At 69.4% G+C, this 14390-nt stretch carries 13 protein-coding genes, 1 tRNA gene and 1 pseudogene; 4 read left to right on the top strand and 11 right to left on the bottom strand.

Annotated features, from left to right (window positions below; genetic code table 11):
- Positions 1–46 precede the first annotated feature (46 nt).
- The 4 genes from ACSYGN_RS18310 to ACSYGN_RS18295 are packed head-to-tail and all read right to left on the bottom strand — an operon-like array spanning position 47 to position 4005.
- The gene (locus ACSYGN_RS18310; protein ID WP_460396933.1) at positions 47–715 is read right to left on the bottom strand and encodes a response regulator; all 669 of its coding nucleotides are present in this window, start codon (positions 713–715) and stop codon (positions 47–49) included.
- Positions 712–2079 carry a sensor histidine kinase gene (locus tag ACSYGN_RS18305; protein ID WP_460396931.1) on the bottom strand — a complete coding sequence of 456 codons (1368 nt, stop codon included), beginning with the start codon at positions 2077–2079 and terminating at the stop codon, positions 712–714. The genes ACSYGN_RS18310 and ACSYGN_RS18305 overlap by 4 nt, the downstream gene beginning before the upstream one ends.
- Positions 2080–2119: 40 nt before the next feature.
- Positions 2120–3046, bottom strand: a complete 927-nt coding sequence (locus ACSYGN_RS18300; protein WP_460396929.1) for an ABC transporter permease — start codon at positions 3044–3046, stop codon at positions 2120–2122.
- On the bottom strand, positions 3046–4005 hold the full coding sequence (locus tag ACSYGN_RS18295) for an ABC transporter ATP-binding protein (protein WP_460396927.1): 960 nt from the start codon (positions 4003–4005) through the stop codon (positions 3046–3048). The genes ACSYGN_RS18300 and ACSYGN_RS18295 overlap by 1 nt, the downstream gene beginning before the upstream one ends.
- 378 nt (positions 4006–4383) lie before the next feature.
- Here ACSYGN_RS18295 and ACSYGN_RS18290 point away from each other — a divergent pair, with 378 nt between their 5' ends.
- The gene (locus ACSYGN_RS18290; protein WP_460396925.1) at positions 4384–5007 is read left to right on the top strand and encodes a DUF1326 domain-containing protein; all 624 of its coding nucleotides are present in this window, start codon (positions 4384–4386) and stop codon (positions 5005–5007) included.
- A gap of 158 nt (positions 5008–5165) precedes the next feature.
- Here ACSYGN_RS18290 and ACSYGN_RS18285 read toward each other — a convergent pair whose 3' ends face one another.
- Positions 5166–6002: a DUF2182 domain-containing protein gene (locus tag ACSYGN_RS18285; RefSeq protein ID WP_460396923.1), complete on the bottom strand. Its 837-nt coding sequence runs from the start codon at positions 6000–6002 to the stop codon at positions 5166–5168.
- Between the two features lie 426 nt (positions 6003–6428).
- On the opposite strand from ACSYGN_RS18285, the gene ACSYGN_RS18280 reads away from it, so the two are divergent.
- On the top strand, positions 6429–7703 hold the full coding sequence (locus tag ACSYGN_RS18280) for a glycoside hydrolase family 3 N-terminal domain-containing protein (RefSeq protein ID WP_460396920.1): 1275 nt from the start codon (positions 6429–6431) through the stop codon (positions 7701–7703).
- 41 nt (positions 7704–7744) lie between these two features.
- On the opposite strand, the gene ACSYGN_RS18275 is transcribed toward ACSYGN_RS18280, so the two are convergent.
- Positions 7745–8119: a hypothetical protein gene (locus ACSYGN_RS18275; protein ID WP_460396918.1), complete on the bottom strand. Its 375-nt coding sequence runs from the start codon at positions 8117–8119 to the stop codon at positions 7745–7747.
- Between the two features lie 189 nt (positions 8120–8308).
- On the opposite strand from ACSYGN_RS18275, the pseudogene ACSYGN_RS18270 reads away from it, so the two are divergent.
- Positions 8309–8815 (top strand): annotated as a pseudogene (locus tag ACSYGN_RS18270) (YncE family protein); the annotation flags it as partial.
- 13 nt (positions 8816–8828) lie between these two features.
- Here ACSYGN_RS18270 and ACSYGN_RS18265 read toward each other — a convergent pair.
- Positions 8829–9359, bottom strand: coding sequence for a DUF2397 family protein (locus ACSYGN_RS18265; protein ID WP_460396916.1), 531 nt, complete (start codon positions 9357–9359; stop codon positions 8829–8831).
- A gap of 529 nt (positions 9360–9888) precedes the next feature.
- On the bottom strand, positions 9889–10722 hold the full coding sequence (locus tag ACSYGN_RS18260) for a PIG-L family deacetylase (protein ID WP_460396914.1): 834 nt from the start codon (positions 10720–10722) through the stop codon (positions 9889–9891).
- A gap of 325 nt (positions 10723–11047) precedes the next feature.
- Between ACSYGN_RS18260 and ACSYGN_RS18255 the strand changes: the two genes are divergently transcribed.
- Positions 11048–12145: a HEAT repeat domain-containing protein gene (locus ACSYGN_RS18255; protein ID WP_460396912.1), complete on the top strand. Its 1098-nt coding sequence runs from the start codon at positions 11048–11050 to the stop codon at positions 12143–12145.
- A gap of 156 nt (positions 12146–12301) precedes the next feature.
- Here ACSYGN_RS18255 and ACSYGN_RS18250 read toward each other — a convergent pair.
- The 3 genes from ACSYGN_RS18250 to ACSYGN_RS18240 form a co-directional block, all read right to left on the bottom strand.
- Positions 12302–12375, bottom strand: a tRNA-Pro gene (locus ACSYGN_RS18250).
- A gap of 32 nt (positions 12376–12407) precedes the next feature.
- Positions 12408–13202 (bottom strand): Pr6Pr family membrane protein, encoded by a 795-nt coding sequence (locus ACSYGN_RS18245; protein WP_460396910.1) that lies wholly within the window; start codon positions 13200–13202, stop codon positions 12408–12410.
- 120 nt (positions 13203–13322) lie between these two features.
- Positions 13323–14249 carry a metallophosphoesterase gene (locus ACSYGN_RS18240; RefSeq protein WP_460396908.1) on the bottom strand — a complete coding sequence of 309 codons (927 nt, stop codon included), beginning with the start codon at positions 14247–14249 and terminating at the stop codon, positions 13323–13325.
- Positions 14250–14390: the final 141 nt, after the last annotated feature.

Raw genomic sequence — 14390 nt, 5'->3', positions numbered from 1 at the left:
GGGCTCCGCCCGGCGCACTTGGGGTCAGACACGCCCCGGTACCGTCCTAGGACCTGGCTCTGACGAGCCCGGTGTCGTAGGCCGTGATCACGGCCTGGATGCGGTCGCGGGCGCCGATCTTGGCGAGGACGCGGCCGACGTGCTTCTTCACCGTGGACTCGGTGAGGACGAGGTGTTCGGCGATCTCGGTGTTGGTCCAGCCCTGGCCGATGGCGACCAGGACCTCACGTTCGCGGTCGCTGAGGGTCTTCAGACGGGGGTCCTCTGCCGAGGGGGCGTCGGCGGGTGCGAGGACCTGGTGGGCGTAGGCGTCCAGCAGGCGCCGGGTCAGGCGCGGGGCGACTACGGCGTCGCCGGTGGCGACGGCGCGGATGCCCGCGACGAGTTCCTCGGGGCGGGCGTCCTTGAGCAGGAACCCGCTGGCGCCGGCCCGTAGGCCCTCGTAGGCGTACTCGTCGAGGTCGAAGGTGGTCACGATGAGGACGTGGGTGCGGCCGCCGGTGGCGATGATGCGGCGGGTGGCCTCGATGCCGTCCATGCCCGGCATGCGGATGTCCATGAGGACGACGTCGGGCCGCAGTTGCGCGGCCAGACGGACGGCCTCGGTGCCGTGCTCGGCCTCGCCGACCGTGGTCAGACCGGGGGTGCCCTCGATGAGCATGCGGACGCCCATACGCTGGAGGGGCTGGTCGTCGACGATCAGGACGGTGGTCATGGCAGATGGTCTCCCGGTGCCGACGGCGCGGGTGCGGAGGGTACGTCGAGGCGGACGTCCACGAGCCAGCCGTGGCCGGTGTCGCGCGGTCCGATGACGACGGTGCCGCCGTACATGGCGGCCCGCTGGCGGATGCCGACGAGGCCGTGGCCGGGGCTGTCGCTCTGTTCGGTCGGCTTCGCTCGCGGGAGTGCCCCTGGCGGTACGCCGGTGTCGGCGACCCGGATCCGCACCCCTCCCGCCTCGACGGCGATGGTGACCTCGGCGGATGTCCCGGTCCCCGCGTGCTTGAGCGTATTGGTCAGCGATTCCTGCACGATGCGGTACACGGTGAGCTGTACGCCGCTGCCCAGTGTGTCGAGATCGCCCACGGTCCGGTAGGCCACCGGCAGTCCCGCCGCGCGCACCCGCGCCATCAGGGGGTCCAGATCTGCGATGCCGGGCTGCGGGCTGAGCATCCGTCCGCCGCCGTCCTGGTCCTCGCGCAGGACGCCCAGTACACGGCGCAGTTCGCTCATGGCCTGGCGGCCGGTGTCGCCGAGGATGCGCAGGGCGTCGGCGGACCGCTCGCCCCGGTTGGCGGCGAGGGTCGCGGCGCCGTCGGCGACGCTGACCATGACGGAGAGGTTGTGGCCGACGATGTCGTGCATCTCGCGAGCCACCCGGGAGCGCTCGGCCGCGGCGGTGAGCCGGACGCGTTGGTCCTGCTCGATCTCGAGGCGTCTGGCGCGGTCCTCCAGAGCTTCCAGATACATCCGGCGGATACGGAGTGTCAGGCCGCTGGCGACGGCGGCCGTCACCGTGCCCAGCAGGAAGAAACCGCCGAGCAGTGGATGGTCGGCCGGTATCAGGACGAATACGGCCAGCATCAGTTCGACGGCCGTCACCGCGACGGCCCAGCCCAGCACCCGCAACGAACCGTTCCGGGCCAGGGTGTACAGGGCGATGAGCGCGGCGAGGCCGGTCGGCAGCCAGACACCCAGGGACCACTGGACCAGGGACACCAGGGCGATCACGGAATACGTGACGGCCGGGGCCCTGCGGCGCCACCACAGCGGAATGCTGAGCGCGGCGACGAGGGCGAACAGGACGGCATGCGGCAGCCCGTCACGGGCATCCGGGTGTCCGAAGGGCGCGTTGCCGCTGCCCCAGAGCACGTCGGGCACGCTGATGGCGACGACGGCCAGCACCACCGCGGTGTCGAGCAGCCACGGATGCCGGCGGTCGAGCCGCTGCCGGTGGCTCTGACCGCGCAGCAGACGGCCCAGGAACGGGTGTGCCCACGCGGCGTCGAACCCGGGGAGCGGCGGGGTGGCCGTCCCCCGGGCGGTGTCGGCGGAGGCTGCCGCACGGTGCGCGCTCATGGACACCATTGTCCTCGTGCCCTTTGTCCTCGTGCCCTGGTCAGGCGTCTGTCGTGCGGAGCCGGTAGGCGGCCCCGGCGAGGGTCAGGGCCACCCATCCGGCGAAGACTGCGAGTCCTGCCCCGGGGCTGAGGGCGTCCGAGGACTGGTGCAGGGCGTAGATGGCCGATCCCGCGTTGCTGGGGAAGTAGGGGCTGAGCGTGTCGTACCAGGAGTCGGGCAGCAGCGAGGCGAGGCCGGGGAGGATGAGCAGGACGCCGACCAGGGCCGCGATGGCTCCGGCGGAGTTGCGCAGCAGCATGCCCAGGGCCACCCCGAAGACGGCGACCAGACCGAGGTAGACGCCGGCGCCGGCCAGGCTGCGCAGGACGCCGTCGTCGCTCAGGGACAGGGCGATCTTCTCGCCGTCCAGTCCGGGGGTGCCGAGCTGGAACGCGGCCAGCGTGCCGATCGTGGTGAGGATCAGGGCGATGGGTCCGATCACGGCGGCCTTCGACCACAGGACCGGGAGCCGTCGCGGGACCGCGGCGAGGGTGGAGCGGATCATGCCGGTGCTGTACTCGCCCGCGGCCAGCAGCACCCCGAGCACGCCCACGGCCAGCTGCGCGAAGGACACACCGGTGAGAGCCAGACTGACCGCGTCGCTGTCGCCGGAGGAGGCCCCCGGTCCGCCGGGCGGCCCGCCGGCCGCGACGGCGTCGGGACTGTAGGTGTAGCTGGCGATCGCCCCGAAGAGGACCAGCAGGAACACGGCGACGCCCAGGGTGATCCAGCTGGAGCGCAGCGACCAGAACTTGCCCCACTCGGAGTGCAGGACCCGTAGGCCGGTCACCCTGTATCGCGTGGCGGACGTCGTGGGCTCGGGCGCCGCGGACAGGTCGGAGCGCCGACCGGGGCGCCGACCGGGGCGCGGGCCGGGGCGCGGGCTGCGGCGCGGGCTGCGGCGGCGAAGTGCGGTGGCAGGCATCAGGCGGCCCTTCGTTCGGCGTCGACTCGTCCGGTCTCGACTCGTTCGGCGTCGACCGGAGCACTGTGGTATTCCACGACATCGCGGGTGAGTTCCATGAACGCCGCCTCCAGGGAGACGGCCTGCGGGGTGAGCTCGTACAGCGGCACCCCGTGCTGGGCGGCGATCGCCCCGATCTCCCGGGCGTCGCGCCCGGTGACCAGCAACTCCTCGCCGGCGGACGACGTGATCGTGACGTCCGGACCGGCCAGCAGCGAGCGCAGCCTCCCGGCCTCGGCGGAGGCGACCTTCACGCCACCGCCGCTGGCCTCCCGGGTGAAGTCGTCGACCGTGGTGTCGGCGAGCAGCCGGCCACGTCCGATGATCACCAGATGGTCGGCGATCAGCGCGGTCTCGCTCATCAGGTGCGAGGAGAGCATCACGGCCCGGCCCTCGTCGGCCAGCCCCCGCAGCAGGTTGCGCACCCAGAGCACGCCTTCGGGGTCGAGGCCGTTGACCGGCTCGTCGAGCATGACGATCGCCGGATCGCCGAGGAGGGCCGAGGCGATACCGAGCCGCTGGCCCATGCCGAGCGAGAAGGCCCCCACGCGCTGGCCGGCCACGCTGGTCAGTCCCGCCAGCTCGATGACCTCGTCCACCCGGCGGCGCGGAATGCCGTGCGTACGCGCGAGCGCCATGAGGTGGTTGAACGCGCTGCGCCCGGGGTGGACCGACTTGGCCTCCAGCAAGGTACCGATCTCGTGCAAGGGCGCGGCGTGCTGGGCGTAGGAACGGCCGTTGACGGTGACCGAGCCCTTGTCGGGGGAGTCCAGGCCGACGATCATGCGCATGGTCGTGGACTTGCCCGCGCCGTTGGGGCCGAGGAAGCCGGTCACCTCGCCGGGCTTGGCCGTGAAGCTCAGGTTGTCGACGACCGTCTTGTCGCCGTAGCGCTTCGTCAGCTCACGCGCTTCGATCATGGGAGTGGGCCTTTCCTGCCTCGGACTCGGCCGCGGACGCACCGCGGTGTCTGCCTTCGAAGCTAGGAGCGCGGCCGACCGGAATCCTGGGACCACGGGGGAATCTTCGGCGGGCCACTGGTACCGCGGTACCACTCGCAGGCGGGCGACGCGGTGCGCCCTGCCATGTCCCCAGGTATCGACCCTTCGCCGGGCAAGGCGGGTGACTCGGGCAAGCCGGATGATCTACCCCGAACTGCCGTTTACACGCCCATTTGACAGGTCTAGCGTAAAAGTACAGAAGAAAGTACAGAAGAAAGTACAGAAGAAAGTGCAGACCAAGTGCGGAGGAAGCACACACGACGCTCGCCGCATCACCATCCGAGAAGGGGAGCAGTCATGTCATGGACGATATCCGGCACGTATGTGGCCGGTTGTTCCTGCGCGGTGCTGTGCAGCTGTCCGTACGACGGTCAGCCCCGTGACGCCAGGGGCGGTACCGAGTGCCTGGGCACGGCCGTGTTCCACGTGGCCGACGGGAATCTGGACGACCTCGATCTGTCCGGTGTGGACTTCGCGTTCTACAACCACTTCCCGTCCAACCTGTCCTCCGGCAACTGGAAGGTCGGCCTGGTCGTGGACAGCGCGGCCAGTGACGAGCAGGCCGGTGCCCTGGAGCGCATCCTGTCCGGCCGGGAAGGCGGGCCGTTCGGCCAGCTCTCGCAGTTCTACGGCGAGTACCTGGGCATGGAACGGGCCGGGGTCTCCCTCACGGACGGAGACCGGCCCGGCTTCACGGTCGAGGGCAGGACGGACCTGACGTACGAGCCGCTGACCGGCCCCGACGGCAGCCCGACGAAGATCAAGAACGCCACGTTCGGGTTCGCGCCCGAATTCGAGGTCGGCAAGACCACCGGGCGTTCCGACGCCTTCGGGCTGAGTTACGAGGCGTCGTACGGCGAGACGGCCCAGTACGTCTTCAGCAGCGAGGAGGCAGAGGGAGCCGCCTCGGGCCGTGCGTGACCTGGATCTGACCTCGCTCGAACGCGACAGTCGAACAGTCGACCAGGGCGCGGTGATCGCGTCCCGGGAGGCCACGGCCGCGACCGGGTTGCGGGTGCTGTTTCAACTACGGTGCTGTTCAACTACGGTGCTGTTCAACTGCCTGGCGGCCGTACGCCTCACATGTCGCCCATTGACGGCATCGAGCCCTGGAGCCCCGGCAGCAGCCAGTCCTGGAAAGGTGCGAGCACGGCCAGGAAGAGGAAGAGGACGCCCACGACGCGGGCGAGCAGCGGGCCCCAGGACCACAGCTTCTCCACGAAGATCACCACGGCCAGCCCGGCCATCGCGGCCACGTTCATCACGCCGAGCGGAATGAGGACGACCATCAGCCCCGCGCAGCAGCCGACGCAGTAGGCGCCGTGGTGGACGCCCACCCGCAGGTCACGGGCCGGTCGCCGGAAGCCGGCGTAGCGCACCAGCTGGCTCAGGGGGTTGCGGCAGTGCCGCAGGCAGACGTTCTTGAGGGGCCCGAGCTGGTACAGACCCGCGAGCAGGAAGGCGACGGAGCCGATCCAGCGGCCGGCGGTGGAATGGCGGTCCACCAGATCGCCGGTGATGGCGAGAGCCGCGTAGGCGAGCAGTCCGAAGGCGGTCCACGCCAGCAGATATCCGCCGACGAACTCGACGGTGCGGGCGGTCCGCGCCCAGCCGGAGGACTGCCGCCCGATACCCCGGACCCAGGTGATGGCGACCGGGGCCATGGACGGCAGCATCATGGCCGCCATCATGGTCACCCAGAGCACGAGGAACAGCGGCAGCGCCATGCCCATCGTGCCGGGCTCGACCCCCATGTCCCGGGCCTGCCCGATGGTGAGCACCCAGGCGGGCACCGCGATCAGCACCACCAGCAACCAGGCAACCGCGAGATCCCGCGTCGGCAGCAACCCCCCACCCGCTCCGGTCGGGGCGGCCGACCGCGCGGATACGAGAGCGGAACTCCGGCTGCTGCGCATCAGCGTGCCCTCCTGCGGCTGCTTCCAGCACAGCACACGTCCACGTGCGCTGCACATCATCCTCGAACCGGTAGGAAGTGGTCGGGAACTGCGCGTCTGCCGTGACAAGGGCTCGCTACGACACTGTAGAGCCCGCGCTGGAAGCCTCCCCTGACCTGCCGTTTCCCGGCCCGAGGGCGCCCTCGGGCCACACCCCTCCCACGGTGAACTGTGCTGCGATCTGGATGAAGACGCTCGAAGGCAAGTCCTGACTCACGTGGCTGGACTTCCGTCCGACTCCGAGGCGCGAGATGCTGGTGCTCCGACCGTGGATCAGCGAACAGACACGGGCTGGTGCGCCTCTCACGCGTCGTAAAGCCCACCTCATGCCTCATACGGCCCTCAGCGCGACGGGTGCCGTTGCGCCTTCCCGAAGGAAGCCGGGCGATGAATCTCCTGTCGTACCGTGACCGCAGAAGCGCGACAACACCGCTGCGGCTCCCCGGTCGGGCCGGGAACGGACGAAGGCTGAGCACCGCTGCCGCCGTGGCGGCGATGCTCGTGGCGGGCTGTGGCACGGGCATCCCCAAGGCGGCCCCGCACTCCGGTGGTCCCGGCGTGTCCCCCGCCCGGTCCGCCACGCTTTTCCACTCCCGTTCGACCTTCGATCCGGCCCTCACCTCCGCCGCAAGTGCGTGCACCAACAGCACGAAGCTGGCCGGGTGGCCGAACCGCCGGCTGGCCATGCTGACCATCGCCGTCCCGGTGTCGGAGACCTCGGTGTCCGACATCACTTCCGAGGTGAGCGCGGGTGCGGGCGGCGCGCTGCTGTTCGGCAATAAGGCGCCGTCCGACCTCGGCTCCCGGCTGACCGCCCTGAAGTCCCATGTGCCCGGCCACCTGGGCCTGTTGGTGATGACCGACGAGGAGGGCGGCGGCATCCAGCGCATGGCGAACCTCGTCGGGTCCCTGCCCTGGGCCGCGTACATGGGCACGCACTGGACCCCGGCCCAGATCCAGCAGAACGTCACGAAGGTCGCCACCAAGATGGCGGCCGCCCAGGTCAACATGGACCTCGCGCCGGTGGTCGACGTCGACGGCAGGAACGTGGCCCCCAGTCGGGCCAACCCCGATGGATGGCGGTCCTTCAGCGGCAGCACCTCGGTGGTCTCCAAGGATGGTGTCGCGTACATGAACGGGTTGCGTGCCGGGCATGTGATACCTGTCGTCAAGCACTTCCCGGGCCTTGGCGGCTCCAGCTACAACTCCGACTTCGGCCCTGCCCGCACCCTGCCTTGGTCCACCCTGCAAAAGGTGGGTATCCCGCCGTTCACAGCGGCTGTCAAGGCCGGTGTCCCGGCCATCATGGTCTCCAACAACATCGTGCCGGGCCTGGGCACCAATCCGGCGAGCCTGTCACCCACCGACATCACCTCCGAGCTGCGCGGCAGGCTGGGATTCAAGGGGCTGGTGGTCACCGACTCGCTCAGCGCAAAGGCGATTTCCGCCGCCGGTTTCAGCGTCCCCGCCGCCGCAGTCCAGGCCCTGCGCTCCGGCGCCGACATGGTCATGTTCGACCTGGGGAGCAACGTCAGCTCCCAAGCGTCCTCGATCGCCACGGCGATCACGAATGCGGTGGCCGGCGGACACCTCTCCCGCAGCCGCCTCATCGGCGCGGCGGGGCACGTCCTGGCCGTCCGGCACGTGAATCTCTGCTCCTGAGCGCGAGCGGAACGCGAGGAGCTCTTGGCACACCCGGCTGCTCAGCCTCTCTCCACCGCGTTACTTCTGTCGGAGTTGGCCGAGCCCTTGCGCAGCCTCGTTGCCACGATCATCGGCGCGCAGGTGCCCGTCTTGACCGTGACGATCTGGAAGTGCAGGCCTCGCTGCTCGGTCCAGCCGAAGGAAGCGCCCTGCTCGGCCGGGCCGTAGACCTGCTCGACCTTGGAGTCGACGTCGACGAACACCACCTCGTCCCCGTCGGGGACCAGACCGGTGTGCGCGGCGAGGTTGCAGGTGAACGCCCGTGCCGCGGATTCCAGTTGGCGCACGTGCCGCCAGGTCGTGCCGCCCACGATCGACAGGGCCTTCGCGTCGGCTGCCCTGTCGGCACCGTTCCCTGTGCCGGTGGGCTTCACCGGTGTGTGAGGCGCCGACGACGGCGTTTGGCGAGGCCTGTCCCAGCGGACACGTCAGAGGAACGGCCGAATCTCACCCACCTTCTCTGACCCCCGTTTGCCTCTGCTGTCACGGGCGTGACCTAGGCTCCGGTTACTTCCCCAGTTCAACAACAGGGGCTCTCTTCGTTCCGGGCGTTCGAAGTCACCGTGCGCATACGCACTCTTCCGGCCGCGACGGCACTCGCGGTCCTCTTCAGCTCGGCCGCGCTCGCGGTCACCTCGGCCGTACCCGCGCTGGCCGACTCCAGCACCGTCCTGCCGGTCAAGTCGACCGGCGACGTCGTTGTGGACGGCGTCCATCAGCGGGTCTTCATCAGCGACCCGACCAGCGGAAAGGTCGTCGCAACCGACTACAGCGGCACGGTTGTCGGCACCGTCGGATCGTTGCCCGGCGTCCGCGGCCTGGAACTGTCCGCCGACTCCGGCACCCTGTACGCGGCCGTTGAGGACGCCGACGCGATCGTCGCCATCGATACGGCGACTGCCACCGAGGCCCATCGCTACCCGACGGGCGACGGCACCCAGCCCGAGTATCCGGCCCTCGCCGGTGGCAAGCTCTGGTTCGGCTACCGCGGCGCCGGCAGCGGCAACATCGGCTCGCTCGACCTGAGCGCCGGTGACCCGGTCGTGGCCCTCCACCAGTCGGCATGGGGGCCGTCCGATGCGATCAGGGGATGGGCGAGCAGAAGCCGGGCGGCGGTGCAGCGCTCGGCGGCCAGGGCAACGTCGTGAGTCGAGGGAAGGGCCATGACACACTCGCCTCCGCTTCGCCGTCGACCTCGGCGGAGATGCGACCGATGTCCAACTCCAGGTCGTCCAGCAGCAGGTCGCCGTCGGCCGAGTACAGCACCGTCCGCGTGCCCGCCGTCCGGCGCACGGTGAGCCGGATACGCAGTTCGGCGTCTTCACTGCCGGCCGAGTCGAGGTCGAACCCCGCCACCCTCTCCCCGCCCGTGCTGACGTGCCTGCTGAGCTGTGCGTTTCCGAGTGCCGTGGCCAGCAACTCCAGGAGCAGCCCGAGTGCCGCCGAGGTGAGGCGTACTTCGGCGAACCGGCCGGACGCGCTGCGCAGTTCGTCCGCCGCCGCTGCCCTGGCCGCTGCCCGCCGACGGGCGGCCTCACGCAGCAACTGCTTCTGCGCGGAGTGGTCCTCCACAGAGGAGGCCCGGCCCCGCTGGGCGCGGCTGCCCCTCACCATGTATCGGCAGCTGTCCCGATGGGCCGACAGAGGGCTCATCCACAAGCTCGGACCCGGCCTCTACGCAGCCACAGCCTGGGTCTCAACCCCCGTGCCACCAGCACAAACAGGCTAACTTCCCGGCCTTGGGGGAGGCCCCGTTGAGCTCGACGAGAGGCTGAAGCACGAAGCAGCCTGTTCCGCAGATCCAGCGCTGCTGCTCCTCACGAACGACAGCACATCGTCCCAGTTCTCCACGGCGTGCCCGCGCGACGTCGCCACGGTGAAGGCGGAAGCGTTCCAGACCTTCGGCTTGCTGCTCGGCGATGTATCTGATGCTCGCCACACTGAAACCGCTGTCTGTCAGGGCTGCGCGTCTGTCGGCGGGGGCTGAACCATTGAGGCGTACTCGTCGAGACACGCGTCGACGCCGTCGGCGAGGGCCTGGACGCGAGCTGCCGGAGCGGAACTCGCGTGGACAAGCCTCCGCATGTGTGTCCCGCTCGATCGCGCCGTGCGGTCGATGCGCTTCCCCGGCAGGGCGGACGGATCAGCGCAGTCCGGCGAAGAGATCGTTCTCGGGTACGGCCGCGCCGGTGGCGTCCTGGATACGTACGAAGGTCTCCATGCCCATCAACTCGCCGAACCTCTCCTTGCCCATCTTGAGGAAGAAGATGTTCTCGCCCTGGCTGGCGTGCGCGGCCAAGGCGTCGAACTTCTGACCGCTGAACGCGGTGGTGTCCACCCACGTGGTGATCTCATCGTCGGGGAGGCCGATCTCGGCCATCGTGGCGGCCTCCGCAGGATCCGGCTCCGGCATGTCCTCATGAAACTCGCTCATGATCTCGCCGAACCGCTGCATCATCGAGCGGGGCATCGTGGTCCAGTACACCTTCGGTGCCAGCGAGGTCATCTCCAGCGCCGCCATCGTGATGCGGTGGGCCTGGATGTGGTCGGGGTGGCCGTAGAAGCCGTTCTCGTCATAGGTGACGACCACATCAGGCCGGTAGTGCCGCATGAGTTCCGCGAGTCGGGCCGCGCCCTCCTGCACAGGGGTCTGCCAGAAGGATCCGGGGGCATCGTTGCTCGGCCAGCCCATCATCCCGGAGTCGGCATAGTCCAGCGTCTCCAGATGGCTGACCTTCAGGACGTCACAGCTCGCCTGGAGTTCTTGACGGCGCATCAAGGCGACCGCCGCCGGTTCATGCCCGGTGTCGCCCGGCTTGACGCCCCCCGGTCCGTCACCGCAACTGCCGTCGGTACACGTCACGAGAACCGTGCGGACGCCTTCCGCCGCGTACCGCGCCAGCACCCCTCCGGTTCCGGTGGCCTCGTCGTCGGGGTGGGCGTGTACCGCCATCAGCGTCAAGGGCCGGTCAGCCATAAAGCAGTCCTCCTGCAGAAAGTACGTCTTGGTCCGAGGCCGCGACGGGCGTACCGCAATCTTGGGGCCCGGATCCCGGTGGGGCGGACGACCTTGTGGTCTCCGAGTGGCCCGTCCGTGCGGCGCCGGCCCCTCGGTCGATGCAACCGTGCAGGCCAGACCGATTGTTCCCGGCGCGGCCGCTCGGCTGTCCGGACGTCGGCGTTCAACGCCGGCGCAACCGGTTGTCAGTGCTGTTCGGCAAGGTATGCATGTGACGGATCGAGACGAGGAACGTGGCGCCCCCATGTGGTCTGGACTGCCTCCGACGGCCAGAGAGCTGCTCATGGCAACCGAATGGGATGCCCTGCAGCATGCATATGGGAGCGCCGAGGACACCCCGCCATACCTGTGCCAACTCCTGAACGAGGATCCCGAGGTGCAGGCCGAGGCACTGGGAATGCTGGAAATGTCCGTACTGCACCAAGGGTCCTTGTACAGCTCCACCCGGCCGGCCGCACTGTTCATCGCCGCGATCCTGGCCCACCCTCAGACGTTGGCCGAGCACGAGAGCTTCTTCCCCTGGGGCGACCGGTCCCGGCACCTGCGGGCCGCACTACTCGACTGGCTCGGCCAGTTCGCCGACTCGGCCTCCTACGGCGAGGACCCCGGCAGAGAGGGCGAGTACGGGGATGAGTACGACGGCGAGGACGAAGACGAGCTCGAAGCGATCCGCGCATGCCGGAGTATCCGACCCGAGCTCTACGACGCGGTCGAACCGTTCCTCGACGATCCGCATCCGGACACCCGAGAGGCAGCCCTCGGCACGGTCACCCTGCTTCTGAAGGCACCCGACCTCGCCGCACTCGTTCCCCTTGCCGCCCACCGCCTGCGTAGCGTTCTCGAAGCAGACGGCAACCGCCGAGAACGCTCCTCCGCCGCTCTGGCAATGGGTGCCTGGGGCCAGGACATCACCGGACTCCTCAACGATCCTGATCCAGCCGTGCGCACTTGCGCCGCTCTGGCCACCGGATGTGCGCACATCCCCCGCGCCACCGCCGTCCTGCTCGAAGCCCTGCAGAATCCGGCCGAGGCAGACCACTGGTTCCCTGACCCCCTTCCTCAGTTCGACGGCTGGCTCCGCTTCACCCTCCTGAAGGCTGTCCTTGACCGCGTCGACTCCTTCGAGGACCTAGCTCCAGCGGCCATGGCCCTGATACCGCTCGCCAGCGACTACACCGTCGACCGCGACTGGGGTCCGCTGCTCGTCAAAGCTTTCCCTGCCGGCTACAGCCCTGACGTGCCTCTGTCGGCCGCGCAACGGGAGCTCCTGCAAGCCGTCAGCGCCAATGACAAATGCTGGGGAAACATTGGCAACAAATTCCGCTGGCTCAGGGAAGCCGGCCTGCCGGAGCAGCGCGACGCCATCCGAGCCCTGCTCTGATCGCACAGGTACGGGGTCCCGCCTCACGTCGCCGTGTGGCGCTCGGTGCGTAAACACGGCGAGACCAAGACCAAGAAGATCCCTTGGCCCCCTGTTTGGCCCCCCAAGCACAGCAGAGGCCAGGTAGTAAATTTACTACCTGGCCTCTGATCAGCGTCGGGGTGGCGGGATTTGAACCCACGACCTCTTCGTCCCGAACGAAGCGCGCTGCCAAGCTGCGCTACACCCCGATGTCGCTGCTCTCGCGGCGACGACGTTTACTTTAGCCCACCGGTGGCCGGAGACGAAATCCGGTTTTGGCGCGGTGGCGGGTGGGGTTCGGGCGGGCGTGGTCGACGGCGATGAGGAGGACTGCGAGGGCGTAGCAGGTGAGGCCCAGGAGGAGGGCGTTGCCCAGGGTGTGCTTGTAGCCGTGCTGTGCCACGTCGAGGAAGGGGTAGAGGTAGCGGCCCGGCGTGCCGGGGGTGAGGAGGGTGCCCCGGGTGAGGATGAAGGCCAGGTAGGCAGCGGGGTAGAGCATCCACGTCGTTGCCCGGCGGGGGTGGGTGTGGCCCGGTGCCGTCAGGAGGAGCCAGTCCAGGGCTGCGGCCAGGGGGATCGCCGTGTGGAGGGTGATGTTGGTCAGGGTCTGCCAAGGGGCGGGGGTGGGGGAAGGGGGTGTGGGGGGCGGCAGCGGGAACGCCGGGGATACGTGGGGGCGTAGGTAGTGGTACGTCAGTGCGGCGATCGTTGTGTAGAGGAGCCCTGCTGCCATCACCGCCGGGGAGATGGGGCGGCGGGCCGTCCATGCCCTTTTCGCCGACGCGGTGAACAGCAGGGATATGAAGATCGTGGCCTGGATCGAGAAGTAGCTCAGAACTGTCGACGGAGGGTTCAGGAGCAGGGACAGGGTCACCGCTCCGGCTGCCGCCACCGCGATCAAGGCGCGGAACGCCGCCGTCAACGGGCGGCGGGCCAGAGGGACCACCGCCGTGGCCGGGACCGGTGAGGGTGCCAGGGGTGCTATGCCTGGGATCGCCGGGAGGTCCGGGATATCCCTGGGTATCGGGGTCGTCACACCCTCAAGCTAGGCAAAGGGGGTATATCCGGCCATGCGGGGTGGGGCGTGTGGGTGAGGGGGCACAGGTCGGGGCCCCCTCACCCACACGCCCCACCCCCGTCGGGCACGGGCGGAGGCCTACTCCCGCCCCACCAGCGTCAGCAACGTCGCCTCCGGCGGGCAAGCGAACCGGAACGGTGTGTAGCGGTTCGCGCCGCAGCCTGCCGAGACGTGGAGGTACGACGTGCGGCCCTCCGCGGTGTGCCGGGACAGGCCCTTCACACGGTCCGTGTCCAGGTCGCAGTTGGTGACCAGGGCGCCGTAGAACGGGATGCACAGCTGGCCGCCGTGGGTGTGGCCGGCCAGGATCAGCGGGTAGCTGTCTGCCGTGTACGCGTCCAGTACGCGCAGGTACGGCGCGTGCACCACGCCCATCGCGAAGTCCGCCGACCTCGACGGGCCCCCGGCCACCTGGGCGTAACGGTCGCGCTTGATGTGCGGGTCGTCCAGGCCCGTCAGCTCGACCGAGACCCCCTCGACCTTCAGGACACCCCGGGTGTTGGTGAGGTTCAGCCAGCCGGCCGCGTCGAAGCCGTCCCGCAGGCCCTCCCACGGGTTGTGGACCGCCCCTACGACGGGCCGGTTGCCGTTCAGGCCATGGCGGCCGCTCGCCTTCTCGGCGAGGTAGCGGGCCGGGTTGCGCGGCGTGGGGCCGTAGTAGTCGTTGGAGCCGAAGACGTACGCGCCCGGGAACTCCATCAGCGGACCCAGCGCGTCCAGCACCTCCGGCACACCCTCCGGGTCGGAGAGGTTGTCGCCGGTGTTGATCACGAAGTCCGGGCGCAGGCCCGCCAGCGAGCGCAGCCAGCGCTGCTTCTTGCGCTGCCCGCCGACCATGTGGATGTCGGACACCTGGAGGACCCGCAGGGGGCGCATACCCGCGGGGAGGATCGGTACCGTCACCCGCCGCAGGCGGAAGGACCGCACCTCGATGCCGGCCGAGTAGACGAGACCGGCGGCCGCTACCGCCGTGATGCCCAGAGGGACTCCGTATAGCGCACGCATATGACCATGGTGTCAGACCGGAGGAGTGTTCAACGACCAAGCGGTGGTCAGCATTCCGTGTGCACCGCTCGTGGGGGCCAGCGTCGTCGGCGCCCCGAAATCAGCAGGCGTCACCGGCCCCGCACCTGCGACAATCGGACA

This window comes from Streptomyces sp. YIM S03343 (genome assembly GCF_054729195.1).
The sequence above is the reverse complement of the archived record's forward strand: the minus strand, read 5'-3'. Positions and strand labels throughout refer to the sequence as shown.